Below are 25,221 nucleotides of genomic sequence, written 5' to 3'. Positions count from 1 at the left end.
AAAATGCAAAATGTAAAACAACAGCGTAAAACTAAAAATATCTTATGTCTTGCGCTTTTGTTTTTCGCTTTGAGTTTTTCCCTTTACGCTCTCGTTGTTTTTGCAGGCTCTGAGCATAATTTATCCGGTTGGGCGTGGTCCGGAAATACCGGCTGGATTAGTTTTAACTCAACCAATCAAGGCGGGGGAGTAAATTACGGCGTTACGGTTGCTTCAAACGGCCGCCTTTCCGGTTATGCCTGGTCGGACAATGTCGGTTGGATAACCTTTAATCAGGGCGATTTGGGCGGATGTCCTAATTCGCCGTGTCAGGCAAATTTTAACAAAAATAACGGCGCTGTAACCGGCTGGGCAAGGGCTTTGGCTAACGGTGGCGGCTGGGACGGCTGGATTTCTCTTTCCGGCTCTAATTACGGCGTAAGCGCAAGCCAGTGCGTCTGGCAAGGCTGGGCGTGGGGTTCGGATGTGATCGGCTGGATTAATTTTTCCGGCTCAAATTACGGCATTACCGGTTCGGGCGACGCCTGCGCCGATTTTTCCGTTTCTCTTTCAGCGCTGCCGTCTTCCGGTTTTGTTCCTCTTTCAACAAATCTGACCGCAAGCGTTGCCGGCGGAGCAGGTTCGATAAATTATACTTTTTGGTGGAATTGCAATAACGGAAGCGCGAATGTTTCGTCGGCGACCGGCGCTTGCGGCGATCCGACAAATCCCGCAATAGGCGCTAAGTTTGACGGCGTAACAGAAACATCAAAAGAAGTTGTTCATACTTATTCTTCTGTCGGGAGTTATACAGCTAAAGTTATAATTGAGCGTGGAGCAAATGCTGGTGAAAATAGAATTTCAATCAATGTCCAGGAGCTGCCGGAAGATTTTTCTCTTTCTTCTTCAAATAATATCGAAGTCAGCATTACCGCCGCTCCTTTCGCCGTTTCCACTGAAACTATAATAACCGTAGTTTCTCTTTTCGGCTTCAATTCACAAGTGGCCCTTTCGGTGGATAGTATTACGCCCGCGCTCTCGGGCGCCGTGTATCACTTGCGCAATAACACTAACGGCCAGGAATCTTCGGGACCGCTTTCTTCCCCGCCGATGATAACTTTGACTTCGGGGCAATTTTCGGACGGAGCGGATTTTTGGATTGAAGTCCCCAGAGAAAGCGCTTTGCAGGAATACACCATCAGGCTTAAAGGTGAGGGGGATGGCAAAGACAGGTTCATCGATGTTAAGATGAATGTCGAGGAATTAACGCCGGGTTTTAAAGAGATATAAATATTATGAATTTAGAAGTTAAGTCTAAATATTTAATTCCGGTATCGGTAATTATTGCCGGTGCCATTATTGCTTTAGCCGTCGTGTACGTCGGAGGACCGAAGAAGGAACAGGCGGGTTTTGAATCAAAAAAAGAGCAAGCCGCGGTTGCGGGCCTGTCCGATGATGCCCAGACCCTTCTTAAAATTCAGGAAGACGATTTTGTTTTGGGAAATCCTTCGGCCCCTGTTGTCTTTGTGGAGTTCGGCGATTTTCAGTGTCCGTTTTGCGGCCGATTTTGGAGTCAAACCCTTCCGCAGATTAAAGAAAAATATGTAAAAGCAGGGCAGGTTGTTTTCGTCTGGCGCGACTTCGCGTTTTTGGGCCAGGAATCATATGATGCCGCAGTTGCAGCAAGGTGTGCGGGCGAGCAGGGCAAATTCTGGGAATACCACGATGCTCTTTTTGGAAATCAGCAGGGTGAGAATCGGGGCGCGTTTTCAGACGCCAACCTTAAAAGTTTCGCCGCAAATCTTGGCCTTGAGTCCCAAAAATTCAATGAGTGCTTGGATTCGGAAAAGTATCTTTCTGCGGTTCAGGATGAATCGGCTCTTGGCAGACAATTAGGCGTTTCGGGCACGCCGTCGTCTTTCATTAACGGTCGCCATATTACCGGAGCCTTGCCGCTTTCTTCGTTTGAAGCCGTGATTCAGGAAGAATTGGCCGGCAATTAATTTTTTTTAAAATTTATGCTTTACGATGTTGTCATTATTGGCGGAGGGCCGGCTGGGACGGCGGCGGCGGTGTATTCGGCGCGCAAAAAATTAAAGACGCTTTTAATTACCGAGTCGTTCGGCGGGCAATCAATTGTTTCAGACGATATTCAAAATTGGATAGGCGAACCGCATATCTCGGGCTTTGACCTTGCTAAAAAGTTTGAAGAGCATGTCAGGGCCTATTCGGACACGGTTGAAATAAAAATGCCGGAAAAGGCAATTAAGATTAAAAAGGCCGGAGACGATTTTAATATTGAAACCGATAAGAATAATATCTATAACGCCAAAACGATTATTGTCGTTGCGGGCGCAAGACGCAGGAAACTCGGCGTTCCGGGAGAAAAAGAATTTGAGGGCAGGGGAGTGGTCTATTGTTCAACGTGTGATGCCCCGTTATTTTCCGATAAAAAAGTAGCCGTAGTAGGCGGAGGAAACGCGGGGCTGGAAGCGGTACAGGACCTTTTTCCTTACGCTTCGGAAATTTATCTTTTGGAATACGGAGACGCGCTTAAGGGCGACCCCGTAACGGCCGAAGAAATTAAGAAAAATCCTAAACTCAAAGAAATAATTTTAAACGCCGAGGCCGTTGAAATTTCGGGAGATAAAATGGTAACGGGTCTTAAATACAAAAACCGCAAATCGGGCCAAGAAAAAGAATTGGCTTTAGACGGCGTGTTTGTGGAAATAGGTTCAATTCCAAATTCGGAAATGGTTAAAGACCTGGCTGAATTGGATAAATTCGGGCAGATTGTCATTGATTCCAAACACGGCTCAACTAGCGTTCCCGGGATATATGCCGCCGGAGACATTACTGACGACCCTTACAAGCAAAACAACATTTCGGCGGGTGATGCGGTCAAGGCCGCGCTCGCGGCTTATAACTATTTATTGAAAAAAGGAAAATGAAACTTTTTATAATAAAACCTTTAAACTTTTAAACCCTTAAACTTTTAAACCCTTTAACTTTTAAACCCTTAAACTTTTAAACCCTTAAACTTTTAAACCTTTAGACATTTGATATAATGGAATTATGCGTATAGCAATAAACGGTTTCGGAAGGATTGGGCGCGTATTTTTCCGCCAAGCGTTCGGCCATAAAAATGTTGAAGTCGTTGCCATAAATGATTTGGGCAGCGTTGAAAATTTGGCGTATTTATTAAAATATGATTCTGTTTACGGCAAATACGACAAAGAAGTCGGCCATAAAATTGACGATGAGCATCATATTGTGGTTGACGGCAAAGAGATAAGGTTTTTTCAGGAAAAAGATCCGGCCAATCTCCCGTGGAAAAAATTGGATATTGATGTGGTTGTTGAATCCACGGGCGTTTTTGATTCTTTTGAAAAGGCGAGTCCTCACTTGGATGCTGGCGCAAAACGAGTGGTCATTACGGCGCCCGCCAAAGACGATAACGCTTCGGTAACTTTTACTCCCAATGTCGGAACGGAGCTGATTAAAAAGTCCCGCATTACTTCCAACGCGTCCTGCACCACTAATGCCGCGACTCCGGTTACGGCCATAATGATGCAAAATCCGGGCATAAAAAAAGCTCTTTTGAATACCGTCCACGGCTATACGGCGTCCCAAAATTTGGTTGACGGTCCGGCTAAAAAAGATTTCAGGCGCGGAAGAGCCGCGGCAGTCAATATCGTGCCCTCAAGCACGGGGGCGGCTGAAGCCGTGATTAAAGCCGCGCCTTTTATGAAAGGCAAGTTTGACGGAATTGCCATGCGCGTGCCGGTGCTGTCGGGTTCGCTTATTGATTTTACTTTTGTTGCCGGCCGCGAAACTTCGGCTGAAGAAATAAATGATATTTTCAGAAAAGCCGCCGCGTCTCCGGAATGGAAAGGCATAATGCGCGTTTGCGAAGAACCGCTGGTTTCCGCAGATATTTTAGGCGAGCCCTACGGCTCAATCGTGGATTTGGATTTTACCCGCGTCGTTGACGGCGATCTTGTCAAGGTTCTTTCGTGGTATGACAATGAATGGGGATACGGCAGCATGCTTTTGAAGCATGTGGAGGCGCTGGAGGATTACCTATGATAATTCATCTGGCAACGGATCATGCCGGATTTGAGCTTAAAGAAAAACTTAAGCCGTTTTTGGAAAAGTTGGAGCACGAAGTTATAGATCACGGCGCTTTTGAATATGATGAACAAGATGATTATCCGGATTTCGTTCGCAAGGCCGCTGAGGCCGTGGCCGCCGACCCCGAGCGCAGTCAAGGGATTGTTCTTGGCGGTTCCGGACAGGGTGAAGCGATGGTTGCCAATCGCGTAAAAGGCGTAAGAGCGGCGGTATATTACGGAGGGCCTGAAGAAATTTTGAAGCTGTCGCGCGAACATAACGGCTCTAACATTTTATCTTTAGGAGCAAGATTTATTGATGAGGAGACGGCAAAACGCATAGTCAAAATTTGGCTTGAGACGCCTTTTTCCGGCGAAGAGAGGCACAAAAGACGTATTGACAAAATAGATTCGTTTTAATATCCTGACGAAAGAGTTCCGCAATTAAGGAGGAAGAAAGCAATGAAATCTTTCAGAGGTCTTGCCGGAGCGTTTGTTGTTTTTTTTGTGGCTATGCTTTTTACGAGCGGTGTTGCTGCCTCGCATGAGAAATCAGTCGCCCTCGTTTGTGAAAAATTAAAGCCGGCTTCCAGGCCCGACACAAGCAAGCTCGTTTTGGCCATGTCTGACGAAACGGAAATTTTTAAGGACTCAGGCAGGTTTATTGCGGTAAAAGGATGGCGTTATCCGGGAGAGGCGCCTCCGCCCTGGGTTGATAAGGGCGGTTTAATGGTTCCTGGGGTAGTTGATTCGACATTCCTCTACACATTTTATATTGGGGGTGAAGAGGGCGAGGTGTTTTTATATCGCTGGGCGCTGAAGCTTGAAGACGGAACAGAATGCGCCTACGCGGCTTTTGCCGACGGCGAAATATACGTTGAAATAGATTATCCCGAGATTTCTCCCTCCGAGGGCAAGGATTATCCGGAGCTTTCCCCTCTGCCGTTTGCCGTTGACGCCCGCCTCTTTGTTTCTGAAAAGAACGGCGCGGATAGAGAGATTTTAGGAAAATTTCCTGTCCCGAAAAGATAGCGCGTTTGTTTGTGTCGGCGATCAGCAAGATCGCCGGCTTTTTATTTTTTCGGCAAATTTTAGTAAAATAAGTTTATGCCCGAATTCATTCCGGCTATTAATGCCGATAATTTTGAGGAAATAGAAAGGCGCGTTCGCTTGATTGAGCCCCTTACGCGAAAATTCGGCATAAAATATGTCCATATTGACGTAGCTGACGGCACTTTTACCAAAAACTCAATTTGGCACGACCCGAAGGACTTAGTCGGTTTCAAGACGATTTTTGATCTTGAACTTCATTTAATGATCTCCGACATTGACCGCCGAATTGACGATTGGCTCTTTGAGCCCGTGAGTAGAATTGTTTTTCATCTTGAGGCCGGACATGACCCCAAACTTATTATCCAAAAATGCATCGGAGCGGGCATTGAGGCGGGCATCGCGATTAAGCCCGAAACCTCCTGGCTTAAAACCAAACCACATTGGGACATGGTTAATTTAATTCAGATTTTAGGAGTTAATCCCGGTCTTGCCGGACAAAAAATGCAGCCGGAGATTACGGATAAAATTCGCGCCTTACGGCAGGCTTGTCTCGAGTGTATAATAGAAGTTGACGGCGGGGTCGGCGTTGATAATGCCGGAGAACTTGTTGAGGCCGGGGCAAATATAATAGTGGCGGCTTCCTCGATATTCGGATCTACGGACCCAAAAGAAGCAATAAAAAATTTACAGTCAGCGATAACTAAAAGCTAACAGCTGCAAGCTAACAGCTATTTTATGCATCTTCACGAGGATAAAGTAAAATTTTTAGAAAAAAAAGCGAATGAAATTCGCCAAACTTTGATTGAATCGCTTATTGAAGCGGGGTCGGGCCATTCGGCCGGCCCTTTGGGCATGGCCGATATTTTTGCGCTGATGTATTTTCATGTTTTGCGTCATAATCCAAAAAAGCCGGATTGGTTCGAGCGCGACCGGCTGGTGCTTTCCAACGGCCACATTTGTCCGGTGCAGTACGCCGCAATGGCTCATGCCGGATATTTTCCGGTTAAAGAAACAAAAACGCTTCGCAAATTGGGTACGCGTTTGCAGGGGCATCCTCACCGCACTTCGCTTCCGGGGCTTGAGACAACTTCCGGTCCTTTGGGTTCCGGACTTTCGCAGGCAGTCGGCATGGCGATTGCGTTAAGAATGGATGGTAAGAAAAATATTGTGTACTGCCTGATGTCTGACGGCGAACATGACGCGGGCCAAACTTGGGAAGCGGCTATGCTCGCGGGCCGTGAAAAATTATGGAATCTGGTCGCGATTATGGATAGAAATAATATCCAGATAGACGGCAATACCGAAGATATAATGCCGCTTGAGCCGCTACGCGCCAAATATGAAGCGTTCGGATGGCATGTCATTGAAGTTGGCGGGCACGATTTTCAGGAATTGAACTCGGCGATTGACGAAGCCAAAGCGGTTTATGAAAAGCCGACAATGATTATCGCGCACACCATTCCCGGAAAGGGCGTGGAATATATGGAGCGCGATTTTCGCTGGCACGGCAACCCACCCGGTAAAGGTCCCGAGGACAGATTTCCAAAAGACAAACAGGGCATTGAAGCGCTTAAAGAATTAAGAACATTATGGGGCAGGATAAAGAGTGAGCACCAATGATAAATATTAAATCAAAATTAGTAAAAGAGGTTTTGGATTTAAAAAAAGTCGCGCAGGCGCCGACGAGAAACGGATATGGCGAGGGTTTGGTGGAAGCGGGCAAGAAAAATAAAAATGTTGTGGTGCTTTGCGCGGATTTAACCGAATCCACGCGCTCGGAGGCGTTTGCCAAAGAATTTCCCGAAAGGTTTGTTGAAATGGGCGTGGCCGAGCAAAATATGGCTTCAGTCGCTTCGGGTATGGCTGCCGCCGGAAAAATTCCTTACATTTCTTCCTACGCTATGTTCAGTCCCGGCAGGAATTGGGAGCAGATACGGACGACCGTTGCTTATAATGAACGTCATATCATTATTGCCGGAGCGCATGCCGGGGTCTCGGTGGGTCCTGACGGCGCGACTCATCAGGCGATTGAAGATATTGCCATAACCCGCGTAATTCCCAATATGACCGTTATTGTGCCCTGTGACGCAGTGGAGGCAAAAAAGGCGACTATAGAGGCCGCTGGCTTGGAAGGGCCGGTTTATTTGCGTTTTGCTAGAGAAAAAACGCCTGTTTTTACGACCGATAAAACTCCGTTTAAAGTAGGCCGCGCCGAAATTCTCTGGGATGCAAAGGCGATGCCTTTGCAAGTGGCGATTATTGCTTGCGGGCCGCTTACGCATAACGCGCTTTTGGCCGCGGCAGAATTGGAAAAGAAAGGGATTAAAGTCCGCGTAATAAATAATCACACGATAAAACCAATGGATGAGAGTACTATTTTGAAAGCGGCTAAAGACGCCGGATGTTTAGTAACTGTTGAGGAGCATCAAATAAATGGGGGAATGGGCTCGGCCGTAGCCGAAATAGTCGCCCGTAATTATCCTGTTCCCATTGAATTTGTGGGAGTTCGCAATCGTTTCGGCGAATCCGGCGAGCCAAATGAACTTATAGAATATTTTGGAATGGGCCCCAAACACATAATTGAGGCGGCTCGCAGAGTAATAAAAAGGAAATAAAACATTCCAACATTCTGCAGAATGTTGGAATGTTTTGAGAAAATAAACCCCCACACCAATCGGGCAATTTTTCTCACGCGCTTAAAAGCGTCATTGCCAGATTGGTGTGGGGGTAAAAAAATGCCGCGGTCTTGCTGACCCGCGGCGGGCGGTTTTGCTGGTATCTCTATTGAATCACCGGCAAGAAAGTAAATTCGGATCTCTTTTTATTGCCAGTTATGCCGTGCCTTATGAATTCCTGTGTTTGCCACCGTCTTTGTACTGTAAACTTGCGAAACCGAAGAGAAGCCAGCGGATCGTCGTATGCGATTCCGACTCCCAAAATTTCTATCTCTTTTGGCTCCCACCCACCGGGTATTTGGGAAAGCAGAATTGAAATACACATCTCCCATCCCTCTGATGCATTGTATGCCTCCACACGGGCAATTACTTCGTTTTCATCAGGGGAGGTATATTCATAGATAATGTCTCCATCTATCACCCTGTTTAGCCAAAAGGCGTGGAGAAATTGGTTAATGACATCAATCACGACCCAGGTTTTTGCGACTACTACATGTTTTGCGGACATCGCAACCTCCTTTAGAAGCCTCACGCTTCTAGCTTGAGTTTTAGCTTGCTGTCCTCACGACAGCAGACGAGAAACAAAATAGTTAAAAGAATAATTTGTTATTTCCCATCTGCTGTCGTGGATTATGTTGAAGTTGTAAAAGAACTTCCCACCAAAATTTTCGAGATATTTGGTCCAAGTCGGACCTGGACCACTTCTTAAAAACTTTGGTGGGAGCGGGTTCAGAAGTTTTCTGCCGAACCCGCTTGTTCCTGTTCTATTGACCGCGAGGCGATCACCGAAACGACAGTTGTTCCAAGACGCGGTCAGCGGGGTAGATGTGGGCCGGGGAAGGGTCTTGATGGAGCTGTGGGGCGATGATCTGGACGATGAGCGGGAGTAACATCAGTAGCAACGTTCCAAACAGCGAAACAAGAAACCACCTATCTTCTTCCATTTGTTTTTCTCCCTATGGTTGGTGTACAGCAACCAGATTTTCCTACTTAATTATATATCAAAGTCATTATTTTGTCAATAGAATAAAAAATGCCTTAAACTAAGGGCTCTTGGATTAAAAAAATAAAAGTGCCGCGAAATTCGCGGCATAGTTTTTATAGACGGTGACATTTAGTCCTTATTTAACCTTATTGAATTTCTTTTTCATATGAACTTTGGAAGAGCCGGGTTCATGGCAAGAACAATGACATTCTTCCACATCAACATGACATCCGCCAGGTCCGACCATTGCCTGCGCCCCTCTTACTATACGAGAATATCCATAGTTATTATACTTTAAAGAAAACAGAATGTATAATGTATTTATGTTTGATGTTATTACCATTGGCTCGGCTACCCGTGACGCGCTTTTTAGGTCAAAGAGTTTCAAAATTCTAAAAAGCCCGAAATTTTTTACGGGCAGGGGTTTAGGTTTTGATTTGGGCACAAAAATCGCCATTGACGAAGTTCATTTTTCAACGGGTGGCGCCGGCACAAACACCGCCGCTACCTTTGCCCGACAAGGTTTTAAAACATCGGCAATTTTCAGAATCGGCAATGATGTTTCGGGAGAAGCGGTTTTGCGCGAGATGAAAAAAGAAAAAGTGGACACCGGTTTTATCCAGCGCGATTCAAAATTGTCCACGGCTTACTCGGTTATTTTGGAACATCCATCGGGAGAGCGGACAATTTTAACTCATCGAGGCGCCAATTGGCGCCTGAACGCCAGTGAAATTCCGTGGGCTAAAATTAAAGCCCGCTGGATTTATTTAAGTTCATTATCGGGGGATTTGGACATCGTGAAAAGCGCGATGGACCTTAAGAAAAAATACGGCGCGCGTATCGCCTGGAATCCCGGAGGCAATGATTTGAAACTAGGTTTGGCCAAACTGAAGCCGTATTTACGCCACATTGACATTTTTATAATCAATCAGGAAGAAGCCGCGGACCTTTTGAAAATTCCGTATCAAAACACAAAAAAGATTTTTAAAAAATTTGACGAGATTATTGACGGCATTGCCGTGATGACCAGGGGGCCCGAAGGGTCGTTCGTTTCCGACGGCAAAACTATTTGGCGAAGCGGCACATTCAAAGAAAAAGCCATCGTTGACCGCACCGGAGCTGGCGATGCCTTTGGTTCGGGGTTTACGGCCGGCCTTATGCGAAAGCCCAAAAATATTATTTTTGCTCTTCGTCTGGCTAATGCCAATGCCACTTCCAAAGTTGAGCGCGTGGGGGCCAAAGCCGGACTTATTACCAAAAAAGAATTCTTAAAAGCGCGCTGGTCTAAATTAAAGATTTCGTCTGAAAAAATATGAATGAAGACCCGTTAAAATGCCTTGCCGGGATTTTGCGCGTTGACCAGGATACTCTCGCGCATATGGATGAAATGATGGCTAAGCGTTTCGGTAAATCCGGGGTTGTCGCGAGCGTATGCCTAGAAAATCACAGGCGCATAGAGTCCGTTTTAAAGGAGTTAAAAATCAGCGATGTACATGCGGTCACGATATACCGCGCGCTGATTAAAAAAGTTCAGGAAGACGATGAATCTCTTGCGCGCGCTTTTGGAATACGCGCCGGAACCGACCCCGAAAGTTATCGCATTTTAACCGAAAAAGCGGATGAGTTGTCCATGGTCGGTGAAGGATTTTTTCTTAAATGGTCAAAGGCCGAAGAGCTGCTTCGGATGAATCCGCCGAAAAATATTATGTCTTTTTTCGGCGCAGGCGACATCAAAGACCTTTTGGCCAAAGAAGATATAAGAAAGGTTTTTTCGGCCCTTCGTTTTGCCGAAGACCGAGATTGGCTGAACAATGTTTTTTTCGCTCCATATTCCGAATTGACGCCGGATGATTTTGAAAGAAGAAAAATAGACCTTTTGGTTTTGGGCAACAATTGGATACGATTGGCTGAAAAATTTATGGAAAAGAAATATCACAATGTCAGCCACTTAAAAGAGTTGGGGCTGATTTTCGTTTTGCCCCAAGACATTAAAACGCCCGGCGAATCCCTGCGGCTCTTTACCCTTATTTTGCATTATTTGCACGAAATAACTTTTTATTCCGATATGTTTTATGAACACGCCGAACACCCTCAAGACCCGCTGTGGTTTTCCGAAACATTTTCCAATTTTTTGACGGCTTCCCTTAGGGGTGATGTTTTGGATAAACGCCTTCCTGACAGCCGTAAGCTGAATTGGATGATAGTACAAAGATATTTGGCTAAAGACGACGAGAATGACTGGCGGCTTTTTGAGCCGCATATTAACCCGGAGGCCATCCATTGGTCCAAGGCCGAAGAGAATATCGCGCACATCAATGAAAAATTTCCGGGGCTTGATTTGAGTTTTTGGCACGATTTGGGTTGGGTGGGGAACCATTTTCCGACTGAATCCGGCGCCAACATCCTGGTCAGTTTCAATCTGATTGATACGGTAATGGCTTTGGTCAAAGAAAAGGAGATGATAAAATATCTTTACCATCATCAGGAAGCGCTTTGGAATAAAATCTTCGCTTCTTATGTCGGCAAAGAAGAAACGCGCAGGATGGTCATAAAGAATTTTTCAAAGGGATATGTAACGTTGTAAATTATCAATTATCAATTTTAAAAAATAATGGGTTTAAAGGAATGGTTGGCTAAAGCTTTGGATGAGGGGTGGGCAATGCCGCATTTTAATATTTCTAATCTCGTCCAGTTAAAAGGGGTCGTTTCGGCTTGTTTAAGCGCGCGTTCGCCTGTAATGATAGGCACATCCGAAGGAGAGGCCGATTTCATCCGCTTTAAAATGGCTAGGGTCATGATTGACGCGGCTGAAGAAGAAGCGGGCCTGCCCATTTTTTTAAACGCCGACCATTTTCACGGTTTTGAAAAAGCGCGTGAGGCGATTGACTCCGGATACGATTCGGTTTTGATTGACTTGTCGCGCGAAAATTACAGAAAAAATCTGGAAGAAACAAAAAGAGTTGTTGAATACGCCAAATCCGTTAATCCGGAGATAAGCGTTGAGGGCGAGCTCGGCTATCTGGTCACCGAATCGTCAAAAATTTATAAAGAGTCATTTGAAATTCCGCAGGAAAGTTTGACCAAACCGGAAGAGGCGCTGAAATTCGTGCAGGAAACCGGCGTTGACCGTTTCGCGCCGGCCGTAGGAAATCTTCATGGTATTGCGGCCAACGAACCGAAACTTGATTTTGAACTTATTAAAAAACTGCGCGCGGTTTTGCCTTCTGATACGGCCATGGTTTTACACGGCGGCTCAGGCGTTTCCGATGAGCAAATGCGGGAGGCCGTGAAGTCGGGATTCAATAATATCCATATTTCAACCGAAATCCGCGCGGCATATGTTGACGCTCTTCGCAAAATGCTTCAAGCCGCGCCCGAAGAGACAACGCCTTATAAAATTTATAAACCGGTGGTTGAGGCGGTTTCCGCTAAAGTTTCGGAAAAGCTGGAACTTTTCGGGAGTAAAAACAGGGTCTGATATGAAAGGTTTTGAGGGTTTGGAAATTAAAAAAGGGCCGGATATCAAAGAGGGATTAACTGAAAACGCGGTTTTGATTGAATCGCCAGAAGCAAAATTTCGTATTGTTTACGGCGTGCACACTGTTCCTCAAAAGCCGGAGGATATCGGTAAAGCAGACGCGGTTTTTTTGGAAACGATAGGAGATTATTCAACACCCGTCCGAGCTGAAAATACAATGAACTCTTGGGCGAGGCATTTTGTCCAGTATCGTCCTGTTATAGAGCGCATTGAAAAAGAAAAAAGACCTGTCTTTTTGGCTGATATTTCTGAAGCAGAAATGCGTATGAATATAGAGACGATATTACAGATTGTTGAACCTACATTGGGAATTTTCTTATTGGCATCTTTGTCCAAAGATTTTACTTCGGAGAAAAAGATAAGTCGGCGCGAGTTTTTAAAAAAGTCAGCAAAGGCAGCCGCCGGGCTTTATTTTTTTAGTCACACATCGATGTCCATATCAGCAATTTTAGAGAGGAAAAGAGTAGATGAACAAAGCGCCACCCGCGCCGTTAGCAGATTTTTAATGGATTTAAACGAAAGGATTCATCCGGAAACCGAGAAAATAATTTTAACTTTGCGCAATCATCTTGCTGCTAAAAAAATGCGCGCCATAGCCGGACATTTAAGAGCCGAATCCGGAGAAGTATCAGAAAAGCCGGAACTGGCCGCCATTTTTGGCGCCGCTCATCATGGTATTGAGCGGGCCTTGCAAAAAGAGGACAAAGAACTAATGAGGATAATTGAAAAAATACTTCAGCAGCCCGGTCTTGAAGAGGCCAGAAAAAAGATTGCCAAAATCGCGCGGCTTGATTTTAATGAGCGGGAAGATCGATGGAAAACTACTGAAATTTTTGATGATCCGGATTTGGCCAAAATCCAAAAGTAATAAAAAGATTTGACAATAGTTAAGTAATGTGCTAACTTTATGCCGGATTTGAAAAATGCCTAGAAAAAAGAAAGGAGGTAAAGAGATGTATTACGCCGATTCTCTTGGGTTTTTGGGCCTGCCCGGCGGAAAAATTCAAGTTGACCCTGAATTACGGCTTGATTTGGTGCATTTAACTTCCGTGCCGCCGTGGGCAAAGACGATGGACGAGGCGCTTAAGGCGCATAATGATTTTTTGAAACAGATTGAAAATCAGCCGAGATTGAGGGTTGTACGGTCGAAAGAAGAGTTAGACGAGTTTAATACAGTTGACACTTATAATAACAGAACAGCCGTTGTTCTTGGTATGCAGCACGTGCCCGAAGATGCCGAGCCCGACGATATCGGTAAACTTTATCAGGCAGGAATTCGCGTAATGGGAATTGCTTATGATGAAAAGAATTCTTTTGGCAGCGGATGGAAAAATCCTGACATGGGACTAACAAAGGAAGGCGAAAAATTTCTTAAGGCCTTGGCGGAAAACGGAATGATTCTTGATCTTTCTCATGCCAGCCATCAGACGGCGCAAGATGCCATTGTATTCGTCATAAAAAATTTCGCTGGTTTGCCGGTGTTTGCGTCACACACGGGCGTTTTTCAGGTTTATAAACATCCGCGTAATCTCTCCATAAGTCTGCTTCAACAAATCGCGGATATGGGGGGCGTAGTCGGTTTACTTATTCAGACCTTTTTGCTTGACGAGAAGGACAACAGTCCCGAGGCCTTTATTAAGCATTTTCGGTACGCCATTCGAGAACTGCCGGCTGACAGCGTCTGCATTGGCAGTGATGCTCCGCACGTAAATGTCGGTTCGGAAGAAGCCAGGAAAAACTTTAATATGAAGAAATCAAAGCTGGACCCCGATGGAAAAATGCGGGTTCGTTTCCCAGAATATGTTGAAGATTTGACCGGGCCGGATATGATGGAAAAAATTGAAGACGAAATTAGTTTAAGCGCGTCTCTCTGGAAAAGGATAGTCGGAGTTCTTGGCAAAAACCTATTAAGATTTTTTGAAAAATCTTTGTGATATCCGGAATAAATTTCGCCCCGCGGGCATTGCTCGCGGGGCATTTTTGATTTATTACGTATTTAATGTAAAATCAATATATGGCAAAAGTTTTTGTTACCAGAATGATTCCTGAGGCCGGAATCAGTAAATTAAAAGAGGCGGGGCATGAAGTGGTGGTGAATCCAGAAGACAGAGTTTTGGATAAATCAGAGCTGATAACAGCCCTCAAAGCCGACAAATACGACGCGGTTTTATGTTTGCTGACGGATAAAATTGACGGCGAAGTACTAGACGCGGCGGGCAAAAGCGCAAAAATTTTCGCGAATTACGCCGTCGGTTTTGATAATATTGATTTGAAAGCGGCGGAGGAACGGGGGATTATGATTTCAAATACCCCCGGTGTTTTGACAAACACCGTAGCCGAACACACCTTCGCGCTTATGCTTGCGATTTCTCACCGCGTAGTTGAAGCGGATAAATTCACAAGAGCGGGAAAATACGACGGCTGGGCGCCGATGATGCTTTTGGGAAACGATTTATCGGGCAAAACAATCGGTATTGTCGGCCTTGGCAGAATTGGCTCTCGCGTCGCGCATCACGCCGTAAAAGGATTTGACGCTAAAATCATTTATAACGATATAAAACGAAACGGGGATTTTGAGCGCGAGTTCGGCGCGATTTACAAAGAAAAATTGGAGGATTTATTGCGAGAAGCCGATTATGTTTCTATTCATGTGCCTCTTTTGGAATCCACTCAACATCTGATTAACACTGAAAGATTGAGCCAGATGAAGCCGACTGCGTATTTGATAAACACTTCCCGCGGGCCGATCGTAGACGAAACCGCTTTGGCGGAAGCGCTTAAAAATAAAACCATACGCGGCGCGGCCATTGATGTTTTTGAACGGGAACCAAAACTTGCGCCGGGGCTAACTGAACTCGAAAATGTGATTTTAACTCCTCATATCGCGTCAGCCACCGAGGAGACCCGCTCGGCCATGTCCGAACTTGCCGCCGAAAATATCATTGCCGCCCTTGAAGGCCGCGAGCCGCCGGATATTGTAAAAAATAAGTAAAAAAGATATACTCAGTTTGTTATGCTGGTCATTAAAGCAAAAACCAGAATAGTTTTTGGCAAAAAATCCAAGACCCTTCAAAAGAGCGGCCTGATACCCGCCGTAGTTTATGGCGGAACGGAAAAGCCGCAGCCGCTGGAAATTGATTTAAAAGATTTCCAAAAAACTTGGGAAGAAGCCGGAGAATCAAGCTTGATTGAACTGGATTTTGACGGGCAGAAAAAAAATGTTTTGATAAAAGACATTCAGCGCGACTCTATAAACGGTTTACCTATACATGTTGATTTTTACGCCGTGCGAATGGATAAGCCGATTCAAGCCATGGTATCTATTACATTTATAGGTGAATCTCCGGCAGTCAAAAACTTAGGCGGTTCGCTTGTCAAAGTAATGCACGAAATTGAAATTGAGGCCCTGCCTAAAGATTTGCCTCACGAGCTTGAAGTGGATATTTCAGGACTAGTCGCTTTTAACGACAGATTTTTAATTAAAGATTTGAAATTGCCCGCGGGCGTTAAAGTTTTGGCCGGTTCCGAAGACGTGATGGCGCTGGTGGAAGAACCTAAAGCCGAAGAAGAGGCTCCGTCCGAAGCCCCGACTCTTGAGGGAATAGAAGTAGTAGATAAGAAGGGTAAAAAAGAAGAAATAGCTGAAGAAGCGGCGGTTGAAGAAAAATCAGGAACGAAAGCAGGGCCGCCCGTGAAAGCGAAAGAAGAGAAAAGAGCTAAGGAAGCTAAATAATTTCTGATATAATATATTTAATGCGTAAAAGAACATTACTCGCCGTAGTGTCCGCGGCAGTTAGCGTTGGAATTTTCTTGATTACGGCTTTGGCCCAAACCGTAAGTCCGGAAGATGTGGGTAACAGGCGGGCGGAACTTGAAAAGGAGCTTTCTGATTTAGAAGGGCAGATAGACGGTTTTCGCTCGCTGATTTTAGGAAAACAGCAGGAATCGGCAAGTTTTGAGCGCGATATCTCCATACTTGATGCCCAAATAAAAAAAGCCCAGCTTGAAATTAAGGCGCGGGATATTGCCATTAAAAATATTATAAACAGCATCGGCGCGAAGTCGGTCAAGATAGACGAACTCTTATCTAAAGTCGGGCGCGAGAAAAATTCTTTGTCTGAACTTTTGCGCCGTCTTGACGAGCTGGACCATACTTCTTTGATTGAAACGCTTATCGGAGGAGATGATCTTTCGGAATTTTTCGCCGAACTTGATAATATGGAAGCCGTACAGCAGTCAATTCACGAATCCATAGCTTTAATCAGAGAGACAAAGTTGATTACCGAGAACGAAATAGACGATTTGGAGGCCCGCAAGGCCGAAGAAAATCAGTTAAAATCCCTGCAGGTTTTGGAAAAAAACAGGATTGAGGAACGGGAGACCGAAAAGAAAAATCTGCTGAAAATTACCAAGGGCAAAGAAGCCGAATATCAGAAAGTTCTCTCGGCCAAACAAAAAGACGCCGCCACCATTCGCAGCCAGCTTTTTCTTTTAACCGGTTCTCCCGATATTCCTTTTGAGCGCGCAGTGGAACTTGCCAATAAGGCCTTCCAAAAAACAGGCGTCAGGCCGGCTTTTTTGCTTGGCGTAATTGCCGAAGAATCAAATCTTGGCGCCAATGTCGGGACCGGAAACTGGCGTGAAGATTTGAGCCATTCCAGATGCGCCAAACAGCGTACGGCTTTTCAGGAAATTACATCCGAATTGGGATTAAACCCGGATTTAATGCCCGTTTCAAAAAAGGCCTGGTATGGATATTGCGGAGGCGCCATGGGCCCCGCGCAATTCATACCCACAACCTGGCTTTTGTATAAAAATTTAGTCGCGCGTCATACCGGCCACAATCCGCCAAATCCCTGGGACGCCGAGGACGCTTTTATGGCTTCAGCTCTTCTTTTGAAAGACAACGGCGCGGCCGAAGGGACATATCAGGCCGAACGCCGCGCGGCCTTGAGATACTTGGCTGGCGGAAATTGGTCTAAGCCGGCTTACGCTTTTTACGGAGATGATGTGATGTCTTTGGCCTCAAAATATCAAGAACAGATGAATATAATTCTTGCGCAAAGATAGGTTTTGCGATAAGGTTTGATGGGTCTTTGAACTTTGATTGAGGAGGATGCGCGTGGGCAAGACGATAGTGATTACGGGCGCGGCCGGAGGCATTGGAAGAGCGATTACGAGGAATTTGGCTTTGATTGATGACGCTTGGACGCGCGAATCCATGTTTTTTCTTTGCGATTGCTCGGAAAAATTTCAGGACGGCGGATTTCAGGCATTTTTAAAAGAAGCGGAGAGAAAAGCGTTTTTAAGATTGATGGGAGCCGAGGCCTCGGTTGAGCAAAATGTTTCGCTGATTCTTGAGAGCACCGGGAAAATTGATGTTTTAATTAATGCCGCCGGAGTTTTGCAAAAACCGGCCCCGCTGATTAAGACCGACTCGGAAGAAGTAATAAGGGTTTTTAGCGTCAATTTTTTGACGACTTTTGAATGGATTAAGGCGGTTTTACCGATTATGCGCGAGCGCGGTTACGGCAGAATAGTTAATTTTTCATCAGTCATGGGCTCCCGAGGCGATGCCGGCAACGCGATTTACGCGGCATCAAAAGCGGCGCTTGAGAGTTTAACTAAGACCCTTGCTCTAGAGGCGCCGTTTAATAAAAACGGACATCCCTTTGACATCACTGTCAACGCGGTTGCTCCGGGTATTATTGATACTTCTATGACCGCCGGCCTTCCGGAAGCGGCTTGGGCAGAATACAAAAAGCGCGTGCCGTTTCATAGAAAAGGCGCGCCGGAAGAAGTGGCCGAAGCCGTGCGGTTTTTAATTACCTCCTCCCAGTTCATAAATGGAATGATTCTTCCGGTTGACGGCGGATATCTCGCGAGTTAGAGGCAAACTTGGACACGGCGTGTCCAAGTTTTTATTTTTCTTATTTTCCCCATTTTTATTTTTCCTGCCGTTGAAAAGCTTTAACAACCGGGTCCAGATCGCCGGCCAAAATGCGTTCAATATTGTGCCATTTCTTGCCGATGCGGTGGTCGGTGATGCGGTCTTGCGGAAAATTATAAGTGCGTATTTTTTCCGAGCGGTCTTGAGTGCCGATTTGTTCCCGCCTTTGTTCGGTAATTAAACCGGATTTTTTCTCCGTCTCCATTTCAATCAATTTTGCCCGCAAAATGTTCATTGCTTTTTCGCGGTTGGACTGCTGCGAGCGCTGATCCTGCGAAAGCACCGCGATACCCGACGGCTTGTGGGTTATTCTTACGGCTGTTTCAACTTTATTTACATTTTGTCCGCCGGGACCTCCGGAACGGGTGAATTCCACTTCAATATCCTGCGGTTTTATTTCAAAAGACTGTGCCGGATAAATAGGCAGAATAGCGACTGACGCGGTTGAAGTGTGGATGCGTCCGGATTTTTCCGTGGCTGGAATCCGTTGAACCCGATGCACTCCGGCCTCCTGCTTGAGTTTGGCGTAAGCCTCGGGATTTGATATTTCAATAATGGCTTCTTTATATCCGCCTAACTCGCTTGGCGAAGAATTAATCAGCGTTATTTTCCAGTTTTGCTTCTGGGCGTATTTGGTATACATATTCGCGAGTTCTGCGGCAAAAAGCGACGCCTCTTGTCCGCCGGCGCCGGCTCTTATTTCAAGAATTATTGATTGAGGTGTTAGTTCCGCCATTACTTTTTACCTTTCTTTTTCGGCGCGATTTTAGCCGCCCTTTCTCTTTTAGCCTTGAATCTTTCTACGCGGCCCGCGGTATCAATGAGTTTTTCCTTTCCGGTAAAAAACGGATGACAATTAGCGCATATTTCAATCTCTATCTTTTCTTTGGTTGAACCGACTTTATATGTCTTGCCGCAGGCGCATTTTATTGCGGCACTGGGGAAATAAGCCGGATGGATATCTTTTTTCATAACTTATACCCTAGCATAAAAACCGATCTTGCGCAATCTATCAATATATCTTAAAATAGCTCCTATGCCTGAAGTAGATGTAAAAGAGGCTCAAACAGCCGCGGTCGTTGATCCCGAAATAGAAGAAATGTTTCGGGCCGGTTTATATTTAGGTTATTCCCGAACGCGGCGTCATCCCAAAATGAAGGCTTATATATTCGGTTTACGCAATAATGTTGAGGTTTTTGATCTGGAGAAAGTCAGGGGGAAACTGCGCGAAGCCGAGGAGATTTTAAAAAAAATTGCTTCCGAAGGAGGGGTATTGCTTTTGGTTGGCTCCAAGCCGTCGGCCGCGCTTTTGGTGGAAAAAGCCGGCGAGGAATTGGGAATGCCTTATTCTGCCAGGCGCTGGCCCGGCGGGCTTTTGACTAATTTCAGCGTTATGCGCAAACGTCTTGATTACCTTGAGGATTTGAAGATTAAAAGATCTTCGGGAGAATTGGCCAAATACACTAAAAAAGAACAGCTGGTTTTAAACGACGAAATCGCCAATCTTGAGCGTAAATTCGCGGGTCTGGTTTCGTTAAAAAAAATACCTGATGCCGTTTTGATTATTGACCCGTGTGAGGAAAAAACAGCCACCCGCGAAACCAAAAAGATCGGTCTGAAAACAGTGGGTATCGTGAATACGGATTGCAATCCTGATTCGGTGGTTTATATCATTCCGGCCAATGACTCGGCTCATTCAAGTATAAAATATATTTTGGATCGATTGGTTGCGGCTTTTAAATCCGGCGCGGAATTAATCCGGGTTAAAACCGAAGAAGGGTCAAAAAAAGATGTCTGATTTGGATACGGTGCGAAAATTGCGTCTGCTATGCGGCGCGTCCATAACCGGATGTAAAAAGGCTCTGGATGAATCCGGCGGCGATTTCAATAAAGCTCTTGAAATTTTGAAGCGGAAAGGAGTTGAATTCGCTGCTAAAAAATCGCAGCGGGAAACGCGTGCCGGAGTGGTTGACGCTTATATCCATAGTGACCGGAAGCTCGGAGTTTTGATTGAGGTCAGGACCGAGACCGATTTTGTGTCCAGAAACCCGGAGTTCAGAACTTTTGTCCACGATTTAGCTATGCAGGCGGCAGCCATGGAAGCCGAAAAAATTGAAGATCTGATGGGCCAGCCGTTTATAAAAGACCAATCAAAAACGGTCGGGGATTATCTCAAAGAAATTATTTCCAAATTCGGCGAGAACGTAGAAATCGCTAAGTTTTATAGAATAACTTTATAAACATTATGTTCGCCACGATATTTTTCGCGTCTTTGGGTTTTTTAAGCTTCATCGGAATTGTTTTTTTGGCGGGGCGCAGGATTATGTCTTTGCGTTTTCTGGCGGCAGAAGAACGCGAGGCCATAATAAAAAACCAGCCTCCCTTTTTTGACTTTGTCCGTAAGGACGTGGTTCAGCCGTTTGAAGGATTTATCGCGAGCGTAGTCAGGCCGGCCTTGTTTAAGGTTGGGGAGAAAATATTAAGGCGTTCTCGGCTCATAACTTTGAAAACCGAAACTCTTTTGCATCGTCTCTCGGATTATTTTCACGGGCGCAGAGTTGCCATTAAAAATGGCAATGGCCCGCACGCGCAGCAGAGCAACGGCGAAGTAAACGGCAATAATTTGTCCGTGAACGAGAGTAACGGTAATGGCAATGGTAACGGTAATAGTAAGAACGCGGAATTTTGGAATGAAATGCGCGAGGCCAAAAACGGCTTGAAAAACGGCGGCGATGGGCGCGAAAAAGATGATTCTCAAAAATAAAATAAATTGCCGCCCTAGCTCAATGGCAGAGCAACGGTTTTGTAAACCGTAGGTTCCGAGTTCGAATCTCGGGGGCGGCTCCACAATATTAAAACGGCTAAACCAGAGAGGGTTTAGCCGTTTGCAATTTAGGCGGGCGGACGCAGGGCTATGGATATCATGACGATGCCGGCTGTCATAATTATTAATTCTATGATGACATACACACCGATAAAGAGTTTTGCTTTGAGTCCGAATTTCAATTTTTCCATATAGTTATTGATTCTGATTATGCAGATTATCATTCCGACTACGGCAAGCAGTATAAGAGGCACCATTGTTTGAGACGGCAGTTTGATGCTCGGTATCAGTATAAGCGCGCTATAGATTAAAGACACGGCAGCCATATATACGAATCCGCTTTTGACTTTGTAAAAAATCCAACTAACCGCCCAGTCCGTTATGATGAGCGCGATTCCCGTGTATATAAGGCTTGAAATAATGATGAATGTTTGAATATCTTTTGCGCCGGCAAAAAATTTCATTGTTTCAAGATTTTTTTGCATCACCGTCAAGAAACAGTAAAAGAGAGCCCAGACATAAATTACGCCGGCCATTCTGGCACCCAACATTTTCAGCGCTAGCATTGTCTACTCCTTTTCAAATTATCTATTTTATCTATTTCAATCGTACCTCCCCGAATTCAAAAGTCAAAGGTAGAAATACGCGATATGCTTATATTGATAAATGCGTTAAAATGATTTTATGCGAGAAAAAATAGTGGCGATTATCGGCGGAGGATTCGCGGGCGTCAGAGCCGCGCTGGACTTGGCGCGGCATAAACGCGACCTTAAAATAATTCTTATTGATAAAAACGGATATCACTCTTATACGCCGGATTATTACAAACTTCTTTCTCCGTCACCCGACCACAAAGAGCATTTTAGTCGGGCTAAATTCCGTCTGATGTTTTCAAGCGTAACTATACCGCTTGCTGAAATTTTTGAGGGCAGCGAAAATGTTGAAATTATGATTGCCGAAGCGGACGGATTCAATTTTAAAAATAAATCCGTCAAACTGGCTTCGGGAGAAGAAATAAAATACGATTGGCTGATTATCGCGGCCGGGTCAGTCAGCAATTTTTACGGCATTCCGGGTCTGAAATCGCGCGCCTTGGAATTTAAAACCACGGCCGATTCTTTAAATGTCAGAAACGCCATTGACGAAGTTTTTTCGCGTAAGGCCAAGCAGGAGGCGATTAACATCGTGGTTGGTGGAGGCGGCTTTACCGGCTGCGAGGTTGCTTCGGAAATTATTAATTTCACGGACCAGCTTTCGTATTTGCATGGCCATCCGAAAGACAGCGTCCGCGTTTCAATCATTGAGGGTTCGGCTATGATTCTAGGGGCCTTGGGCGAGTGGGCCAGAAAAAAAGCCGAGGAGCGCCTGAAAAATTTGGGAGTGAAAATCATTGTCAGCGATCCGGTGGTGGACGTTCAAGACGGAATTATTTCTTTAAAAAGCGGACGGCCCGTCGCTTACGATGTTTTGATATGGACTGCCGGAGTCAAAGCCAATGATCTTGCGGAAAAAATAACCGATATTGAAAAAAGTAAAGGTTCTTGCATCGTCGTTGATAAATATCTGCATCCGGACAAGCGCGAGGATATTTTTGTCTTGGGAGATATCGCTTATTGCGAGGGTTTTGACAAAAAGCCGCTTCCCATGACGGCTCAAACGGCGATTTCGCATGGAATTTACGCCGCTTATTCCGTAAAAAGAAAACTTTGCGGCCGGAAGGTTTTTAAATACCATCCGCGCCAGTCGCGTTTTGTCATGCCCCTCGGAGGAAAATACGCCGTAATTGATTTGGGTTGGTTAAAATTAAGCGGACTTTTTGGCTGGTTTTTAAAACGCTTCATCGCTTTGGGCTATTTTTTGAGCATTTTGCCTTTTAAGAAAGCGTTAAAAATATGGCTTTACGGCGCGAGGTTTTAGGGGCCTTTGATTTCATGGGTTTTAAGTGGTAGTTTTGGCTGATAATGCCCCGGCTTTTGGAAATAAAAAATTTGCGTGTCGGCATTGAAAGTAAGCCGATTTTAAAAAACATAAATTTCACGCTGAATTCCGGCGAAACCCATGTGATAATGGGCCCTAACGGTTCGGGCAAAAGCACTTTGGCTATGAGCATTGCCGGACACCCCGATTATAAAATTAAAAAAGGGGAGATAAATTTCAACGGGAAAAAAATAAACGGTTTAAAGCCCGAAAAGCGCGCTTGCCTCGGAATTTTTCTAGGATTTCAAACGCCCCCCGCCCTTGAAGGAGTGAGTTTTTTTTCTTTAATGCAGGCGGCGGGCGAAGCGCGAAGCATAAAACGAAAAACGAAAAATAATACCGACATTTTCGGATTAAGAGACGAAATCGGAAAAAGGTTTTCAAAAATAGGGCTTGCGGACGATTTCATAATGCGCGCCGTTAACGACGGGGCGTCAGGCGGCGAGAGAAAAAAACTGGAACTCGCGCAAATGCAGATGCTCGGGCCGCGCCTTGCCGTTTTTGACGAAATTGACACGGGTCTTGACGTTGACGCCTTAAAAAAAATCGGCGAGGAAATATCGGTTTTTAAAGACAAAGGCATGGCGGTGATTTTAATTACGCACTACCAAAGAATTTTGCGATATATCAAGCCGGATAAAGTCCATATTATGATTGATGGCGAAATCGTTAAAAGCGGTAGTGCGGATTTGGCCGAGCGTATAGGCGAGTCGGGCTATTCATACTTAAAATGCCCAATATAAAAACATTCAAATACAAATACGGATTTTTTGATAAGGAAAAGCCGGTGAGCGCTTTTCGGGCGGGACTTTCTGAAAATGTCGTGAGGGAACTCTCGGCAATAAAAGGCGAAGATAAGTGGATGCGCGATTTTCGTTCGCGCTCGCTTCAAATTTTTAATGACAAAAAAATGCCCGAGTGGGGCGCGGATTTATCGGGTATTGATTTTAACGATGTTATTTATTTTGTCCGTCCAGCCGAGCGCCAAAGCGTAAGTTGGGACGAAGTGCCGCCTTACATAAAAAATACTTTTGAGCGATTGGGGATACCTGAAGCCGAACGAAAATATTTGGCGGGGGTCTCGGCGCAATACGATTCGGAAGTCGTGTATCACAATATAAAAGGCGATTGGGAAAGCAGGGGGGTTATTTTTTGCGACACCGACACCGGCTATAAAAAATATCCTGAAATTTTCAAAAAATATTTTGGCACGGTTATTCCTCCCGCGGATAACAAGCTATCGGCTCTTAATTCCGCCGTCTGGTCGGGCGGAAGTTTCGTTTATGTTCCGGCCGGAGTAAAAGTTGAAATTCCCCTGCAGGCCTATTTCAGGATTAACGCCAAAAATATGGGCCAATTTGAGCGGACTTTGATTATTGCCGAAGAGGGCTCAAGCGTGCACTATATTGAAGGATGCACCGCGCCTAATTATTCAACCGCGTCTTTGCACGCGGCCGTAGTTGAAATCATCGCAAAAAAAGGAGCGAATGTGCGCTACACCACCGTTCAAAATTGGTCTAAAAATGTCTATAATCTTGTGACCAAACGCGCTTTCGCGGAAGAAGAAGCTAATGTTGAATGGATTGACGGAAATATCGGCTCGGGCGCAACCATGAAATATCCGAGTATTTTTTTGCGCGGTCCAAAGGCGCGCGGTTCGGTATTGTCTTTGGCTTACGCGGGCGCCGGCCAGCATCAGGACGCCGGAGGTAAGGCCGTGCATCTGGCGCCGGAGACATCAAGCCGGATTATTTCAAAATCCGTGGCTTCCGGCGGCGGAAGGACAAGTTATCGGGGCATGGTTAAAATAATTAAGGGCGCTAAAAATTCCAAAAGTAAAGTGGTATGCGACGCTTTATTGCTTGATGAACTTTCGCGCTCCGATACCTACCCGACAATGGATATTAAAGAACCGACTTCAAGTATTGAGCATGAGGCCTCGGTTTCAAAGGTCGGACAGGATAAAATTTTTTATCTTGGCTCGCGCGGAATAAAGGAATCGGACGCGCTCGGCCTTTTGGTTTCCGGATTTTTAAGCGATCTTACGCGGGAACTGCCGATGGAATACGCTGCCGAGCTCAATCATTTATTAAGATTGGAAATGGAAGGAAGCGTGGGATGATGCAAT

Annotated in this window: 28 protein-coding genes and 1 tRNA gene; 25 read left to right on the top strand and 4 right to left on the bottom strand. The window is 45.4% G+C overall.

Features of this window, described 5'->3' with window-relative positions; genetic code table 11:
- Positions 1 to 3 precede the first annotated feature (3 nt).
- The 9 genes from HYY55_01485 to HYY55_01445 all read left to right on the top strand — a co-directional run bounded on the left by HYY55_01485 (position 4) and on the right by HYY55_01445 (position 7,759).
- Entirely contained in the window at positions 4 to 1,269 is a 1,266-nt protein-coding gene (locus HYY55_01485; protein QQG46498.1) for a hypothetical protein, read from the top strand.
- Between the two features lie 5 nt (positions 1,270 to 1,274).
- Entirely contained in the window at positions 1,275 to 1,982 is a 708-nt protein-coding gene (locus tag HYY55_01480; protein QQG46497.1) for a DsbA family protein, read from the top strand.
- A gap of 15 nt (positions 1,983 to 1,997) precedes the next feature.
- Positions 1,998 to 2,930, top strand: a complete 933-nt coding sequence (locus HYY55_01475; GenBank protein ID QQG46496.1) for an FAD-dependent oxidoreductase — start codon at positions 1,998 to 2,000, stop codon at positions 2,928 to 2,930.
- Positions 2,931 to 3,054: 124 nt separating this feature from the next.
- On the top strand, positions 3,055 to 4,068 hold the full coding sequence (gene gap / locus HYY55_01470; protein QQG46495.1) for a type I glyceraldehyde-3-phosphate dehydrogenase: 1,014 nt from the start codon (positions 3,055 to 3,057) through the stop codon (positions 4,066 to 4,068).
- Positions 4,065 to 4,511, top strand: a complete 447-nt coding sequence (locus HYY55_01465) for an RpiB/LacA/LacB family sugar-phosphate isomerase (GenBank protein ID QQG46494.1) — start codon at positions 4,065 to 4,067, stop codon at positions 4,509 to 4,511. The genes gap and HYY55_01465 overlap by 4 nt, the downstream gene beginning before the upstream one ends.
- Positions 4,512 to 4,553: 42 nt before the next feature.
- On the top strand, positions 4,554 to 5,123 hold the full coding sequence (locus tag HYY55_01460) for a hypothetical protein (protein QQG46493.1): 570 nt from the start codon (positions 4,554 to 4,556) through the stop codon (positions 5,121 to 5,123).
- 75 nt (positions 5,124 to 5,198) lie between these two features.
- A complete protein-coding gene (locus HYY55_01455) occupies positions 5,199 to 5,855 on the top strand; it encodes a ribulose-phosphate 3-epimerase (protein ID QQG46492.1) in 657 nt (218 codons plus the stop codon).
- Positions 5,856 to 5,879: 24 nt separating this feature from the next.
- Positions 5,880 to 6,764 carry a transketolase gene (locus HYY55_01450; GenBank protein ID QQG46491.1) on the top strand — a complete coding sequence of 295 codons (885 nt, stop codon included), beginning with the start codon at positions 5,880 to 5,882 and terminating at the stop codon, positions 6,762 to 6,764.
- Positions 6,761 to 7,759 carry a transketolase family protein gene (locus tag HYY55_01445; protein QQG46490.1) on the top strand — a complete coding sequence of 333 codons (999 nt, stop codon included), beginning with the start codon at positions 6,761 to 6,763 and terminating at the stop codon, positions 7,757 to 7,759. Before HYY55_01450 ends, HYY55_01445 begins: the two co-directional genes overlap by 4 nt.
- Positions 7,760 to 7,925: 166 nt before the next feature.
- Here the strand turns inward: HYY55_01445 and HYY55_01440 are convergent, their stop codons facing one another.
- Positions 7,926 to 8,327 (bottom strand): hypothetical protein, encoded by a 402-nt coding sequence (locus tag HYY55_01440; protein ID QQG46489.1) that lies wholly within the window; start codon positions 8,325 to 8,327, stop codon positions 7,926 to 7,928.
- A gap of 800 nt (positions 8,328 to 9,127) precedes the next feature.
- Here HYY55_01440 and HYY55_01435 point away from each other — a divergent pair.
- The 9 genes from HYY55_01435 to HYY55_01395 all read left to right on the top strand — a co-directional run bounded on the left by HYY55_01435 (position 9,128) and on the right by HYY55_01395 (position 18,232).
- The gene (locus tag HYY55_01435; protein ID QQG46488.1) at positions 9,128 to 10,120 is read left to right on the top strand and encodes a carbohydrate kinase family protein; all 993 of its coding nucleotides are present in this window, start codon (positions 9,128 to 9,130) and stop codon (positions 10,118 to 10,120) included.
- The gene (locus HYY55_01430) at positions 10,117 to 11,388 is read left to right on the top strand and encodes a hypothetical protein (protein ID QQG46487.1); all 1,272 of its coding nucleotides are present in this window, start codon (positions 10,117 to 10,119) and stop codon (positions 11,386 to 11,388) included. Before HYY55_01435 ends, HYY55_01430 begins: the two co-directional genes overlap by 4 nt.
- 27 nt (positions 11,389 to 11,415) lie before the next feature.
- Positions 11,416 to 12,282 (top strand): class II fructose-bisphosphate aldolase, encoded by an 867-nt coding sequence (locus tag HYY55_01425; GenBank protein QQG46486.1) that lies wholly within the window; start codon positions 11,416 to 11,418, stop codon positions 12,280 to 12,282.
- Between the two features lies 1 nt (position 12,283).
- Positions 12,284 to 13,210: a hypothetical protein gene (locus HYY55_01420; protein QQG46485.1), complete on the top strand. Its 927-nt coding sequence runs from the start codon at positions 12,284 to 12,286 to the stop codon at positions 13,208 to 13,210.
- Between the two features lie 55 nt (positions 13,211 to 13,265).
- On the top strand, positions 13,266 to 14,276 hold the full coding sequence (locus HYY55_01415) for a membrane dipeptidase (protein QQG46484.1): 1,011 nt from the start codon (positions 13,266 to 13,268) through the stop codon (positions 14,274 to 14,276).
- 80 nt (positions 14,277 to 14,356) lie between these two features.
- Entirely contained in the window at positions 14,357 to 15,334 is a 978-nt protein-coding gene (locus HYY55_01410) for a D-glycerate dehydrogenase (GenBank protein ID QQG46483.1), read from the top strand.
- 21 nt (positions 15,335 to 15,355) lie between these two features.
- Positions 15,356 to 16,075 (top strand): 50S ribosomal protein L25, encoded by a 720-nt coding sequence (locus HYY55_01405; GenBank protein QQG46482.1) that lies wholly within the window; start codon positions 15,356 to 15,358, stop codon positions 16,073 to 16,075.
- A gap of 20 nt (positions 16,076 to 16,095) precedes the next feature.
- On the top strand, positions 16,096 to 17,412 hold the full coding sequence (locus tag HYY55_01400; protein QQG46481.1) for a lytic murein transglycosylase: 1,317 nt from the start codon (positions 16,096 to 16,098) through the stop codon (positions 17,410 to 17,412).
- A 46-nt stretch (positions 17,413 to 17,458) separates the two neighbouring features.
- Positions 17,459 to 18,232 (top strand): SDR family oxidoreductase, encoded by a 774-nt coding sequence (locus tag HYY55_01395; GenBank protein QQG46480.1) that lies wholly within the window; start codon positions 17,459 to 17,461, stop codon positions 18,230 to 18,232.
- A 55-nt stretch (positions 18,233 to 18,287) separates the two neighbouring features.
- On the opposite strand, the gene HYY55_01390 is transcribed toward HYY55_01395, so the two are convergent.
- Both HYY55_01390 and rpmE read right to left on the bottom strand, forming a co-directional pair.
- Positions 18,288 to 19,028, bottom strand: a complete 741-nt coding sequence (locus tag HYY55_01390; protein ID QQG46479.1) for a PCRF domain-containing protein — start codon at positions 19,026 to 19,028, stop codon at positions 18,288 to 18,290.
- Positions 19,028 to 19,264: a 50S ribosomal protein L31 gene (gene rpmE / locus HYY55_01385; GenBank protein ID QQG46478.1), complete on the bottom strand. Its 237-nt coding sequence runs from the start codon at positions 19,262 to 19,264 to the stop codon at positions 19,028 to 19,030. The genes HYY55_01390 and rpmE overlap by 1 nt, the downstream gene beginning before the upstream one ends.
- A 64-nt stretch (positions 19,265 to 19,328) precedes the next feature.
- Between rpmE and rpsB the strand changes: the two genes are divergently transcribed.
- The 4 genes from rpsB to HYY55_01365 all read left to right on the top strand — a co-directional run bounded on the left by rpsB (position 19,329) and on the right by HYY55_01365 (position 21,139).
- A complete protein-coding gene (gene rpsB / locus HYY55_01380; protein ID QQG46477.1) occupies positions 19,329 to 20,090 on the top strand; it encodes a 30S ribosomal protein S2 in 762 nt (253 codons plus the stop codon).
- Entirely contained in the window at positions 20,083 to 20,532 is a 450-nt protein-coding gene (tsf, locus tag HYY55_01375) for a translation elongation factor Ts (protein ID QQG46476.1), read from the top strand. The genes rpsB and tsf overlap by 8 nt, the downstream gene beginning before the upstream one ends.
- Before the next feature lie 5 nt (positions 20,533 to 20,537).
- On the top strand, positions 20,538 to 21,056 hold the full coding sequence (locus HYY55_01370) for a hypothetical protein (protein QQG46475.1): 519 nt from the start codon (positions 20,538 to 20,540) through the stop codon (positions 21,054 to 21,056).
- An 8-nt stretch (positions 21,057 to 21,064) separates the two neighbouring features.
- Positions 21,065 to 21,139, top strand: a tRNA-Thr gene (locus HYY55_01365).
- Positions 21,140 to 21,184: 45 nt separating this feature from the next.
- Here HYY55_01365 and HYY55_01360 read toward each other — a convergent pair.
- Positions 21,185 to 21,682, bottom strand: coding sequence for a hypothetical protein (locus tag HYY55_01360; GenBank protein QQG46474.1), 498 nt, complete (start codon positions 21,680 to 21,682; stop codon positions 21,185 to 21,187).
- 118 nt (positions 21,683 to 21,800) lie between these two features.
- Here HYY55_01360 and HYY55_01355 point away from each other — a divergent pair, with 118 nt between their 5' ends.
- From HYY55_01355 to sufB, 3 genes are read left to right on the top strand one after another with little or no spacing between them, the layout of a single operon-like run.
- Entirely contained in the window at positions 21,801 to 23,033 is a 1,233-nt protein-coding gene (locus HYY55_01355) for an NAD(P)/FAD-dependent oxidoreductase (protein ID QQG46473.1), read from the top strand.
- A 44-nt stretch (positions 23,034 to 23,077) separates the two neighbouring features.
- Positions 23,078 to 23,836 (top strand): Fe-S cluster assembly ATPase SufC, encoded by a 759-nt coding sequence (sufC, locus tag HYY55_01350; GenBank protein QQG46472.1) that lies wholly within the window; start codon positions 23,078 to 23,080, stop codon positions 23,834 to 23,836.
- Positions 23,824 to 25,215, top strand: a complete 1,392-nt coding sequence (gene sufB, locus HYY55_01345; protein QQG46471.1) for a Fe-S cluster assembly protein SufB — start codon at positions 23,824 to 23,826, stop codon at positions 25,213 to 25,215. Before sufC ends, sufB begins: the two co-directional genes overlap by 13 nt.
- The last annotated feature ends 6 nt before the right edge of the window (positions 25,216 to 25,221 follow it).

It is taken from the genome of Candidatus Niyogibacteria bacterium (genome assembly GCA_016432485.1).
Classification (GTDB): Bacteria; Patescibacteriota; Minisyncoccia; order HO2-45-28; family HO2-45-28; genus HO2-45-28.
Note: the sequence above shows the minus strand (reverse complement) of the source record. Positions and strands in the feature narration are given on the sequence as shown.

Excerpts from the sequence above, each read along its gene's own strand:
- HYY55_01485 (QQG46498.1), top strand. The coding sequence starts at position 4 with ATGCAAAATGTAAAACAACAGCGTAAAACTAAAAATATCTTATGTCTT.
- HYY55_01480 (QQG46497.1), top strand. The coding sequence starts at position 1,275 with ATGAATTTAGAAGTTAAGTCTAAATATTTAATTCCGGTATCGGTAATT.
- HYY55_01475 (QQG46496.1), top strand. The coding sequence starts at position 1,998 with ATGCTTTACGATGTTGTCATTATTGGCGGAGGGCCGGCTGGGACGGCG.
- gap (QQG46495.1), top strand. The coding sequence starts at position 3,055 with ATGCGTATAGCAATAAACGGTTTCGGAAGGATTGGGCGCGTATTTTTC.
- HYY55_01465 (QQG46494.1), top strand. The coding sequence starts at position 4,065 with ATGATAATTCATCTGGCAACGGATCATGCCGGATTTGAGCTTAAAGAA.
- HYY55_01460 (QQG46493.1), top strand. The coding sequence starts at position 4,554 with ATGAAATCTTTCAGAGGTCTTGCCGGAGCGTTTGTTGTTTTTTTTGTG.
- HYY55_01455 (QQG46492.1), top strand. The coding sequence starts at position 5,199 with ATGCCCGAATTCATTCCGGCTATTAATGCCGATAATTTTGAGGAAATA.
- HYY55_01450 (QQG46491.1), top strand. The coding sequence starts at position 5,880 with ATGCATCTTCACGAGGATAAAGTAAAATTTTTAGAAAAAAAAGCGAAT.
- HYY55_01445 (QQG46490.1), top strand. The coding sequence starts at position 6,761 with ATGATAAATATTAAATCAAAATTAGTAAAAGAGGTTTTGGATTTAAAA.
- HYY55_01440 (QQG46489.1), bottom strand. The coding sequence starts at position 8,327 with ATGTCCGCAAAACATGTAGTAGTCGCAAAAACCTGGGTCGTGATTGAT.
- HYY55_01435 (QQG46488.1), top strand. The coding sequence starts at position 9,128 with ATGTTTGATGTTATTACCATTGGCTCGGCTACCCGTGACGCGCTTTTT.
- HYY55_01430 (QQG46487.1), top strand. The coding sequence starts at position 10,117 with ATGAATGAAGACCCGTTAAAATGCCTTGCCGGGATTTTGCGCGTTGAC.
- HYY55_01425 (QQG46486.1), top strand. The coding sequence starts at position 11,416 with ATGGGTTTAAAGGAATGGTTGGCTAAAGCTTTGGATGAGGGGTGGGCA.
- HYY55_01420 (QQG46485.1), top strand. The coding sequence starts at position 12,284 with ATGAAAGGTTTTGAGGGTTTGGAAATTAAAAAAGGGCCGGATATCAAA.
- HYY55_01415 (QQG46484.1), top strand. The coding sequence starts at position 13,266 with ATGCCTAGAAAAAAGAAAGGAGGTAAAGAGATGTATTACGCCGATTCT.
- HYY55_01410 (QQG46483.1), top strand. The coding sequence starts at position 14,357 with ATGGCAAAAGTTTTTGTTACCAGAATGATTCCTGAGGCCGGAATCAGT.
- HYY55_01405 (QQG46482.1), top strand. The coding sequence starts at position 15,356 with ATGCTGGTCATTAAAGCAAAAACCAGAATAGTTTTTGGCAAAAAATCC.
- HYY55_01400 (QQG46481.1), top strand. The coding sequence starts at position 16,096 with ATGCGTAAAAGAACATTACTCGCCGTAGTGTCCGCGGCAGTTAGCGTT.
- HYY55_01395 (QQG46480.1), top strand. The coding sequence starts at position 17,459 with ATGCGCGTGGGCAAGACGATAGTGATTACGGGCGCGGCCGGAGGCATT.
- HYY55_01390 (QQG46479.1), bottom strand. The coding sequence starts at position 19,028 with ATGGCGGAACTAACACCTCAATCAATAATTCTTGAAATAAGAGCCGGC.
- rpmE (QQG46478.1), bottom strand. The coding sequence starts at position 19,264 with ATGAAAAAAGATATCCATCCGGCTTATTTCCCCAGTGCCGCAATAAAA.
- rpsB (QQG46477.1), top strand. The coding sequence starts at position 19,329 with ATGCCTGAAGTAGATGTAAAAGAGGCTCAAACAGCCGCGGTCGTTGAT.
- tsf (QQG46476.1), top strand. The coding sequence starts at position 20,083 with ATGTCTGATTTGGATACGGTGCGAAAATTGCGTCTGCTATGCGGCGCG.
- HYY55_01370 (QQG46475.1), top strand. The coding sequence starts at position 20,538 with ATGTTCGCCACGATATTTTTCGCGTCTTTGGGTTTTTTAAGCTTCATC.
- HYY55_01360 (QQG46474.1), bottom strand. The coding sequence starts at position 21,682 with ATGCTAGCGCTGAAAATGTTGGGTGCCAGAATGGCCGGCGTAATTTAT.
- HYY55_01355 (QQG46473.1), top strand. The coding sequence starts at position 21,801 with ATGCGAGAAAAAATAGTGGCGATTATCGGCGGAGGATTCGCGGGCGTC.
- sufC (QQG46472.1), top strand. The coding sequence starts at position 23,078 with ATGCCCCGGCTTTTGGAAATAAAAAATTTGCGTGTCGGCATTGAAAGT.
- sufB (QQG46471.1), top strand. The coding sequence starts at position 23,824 with ATGCCCAATATAAAAACATTCAAATACAAATACGGATTTTTTGATAAG.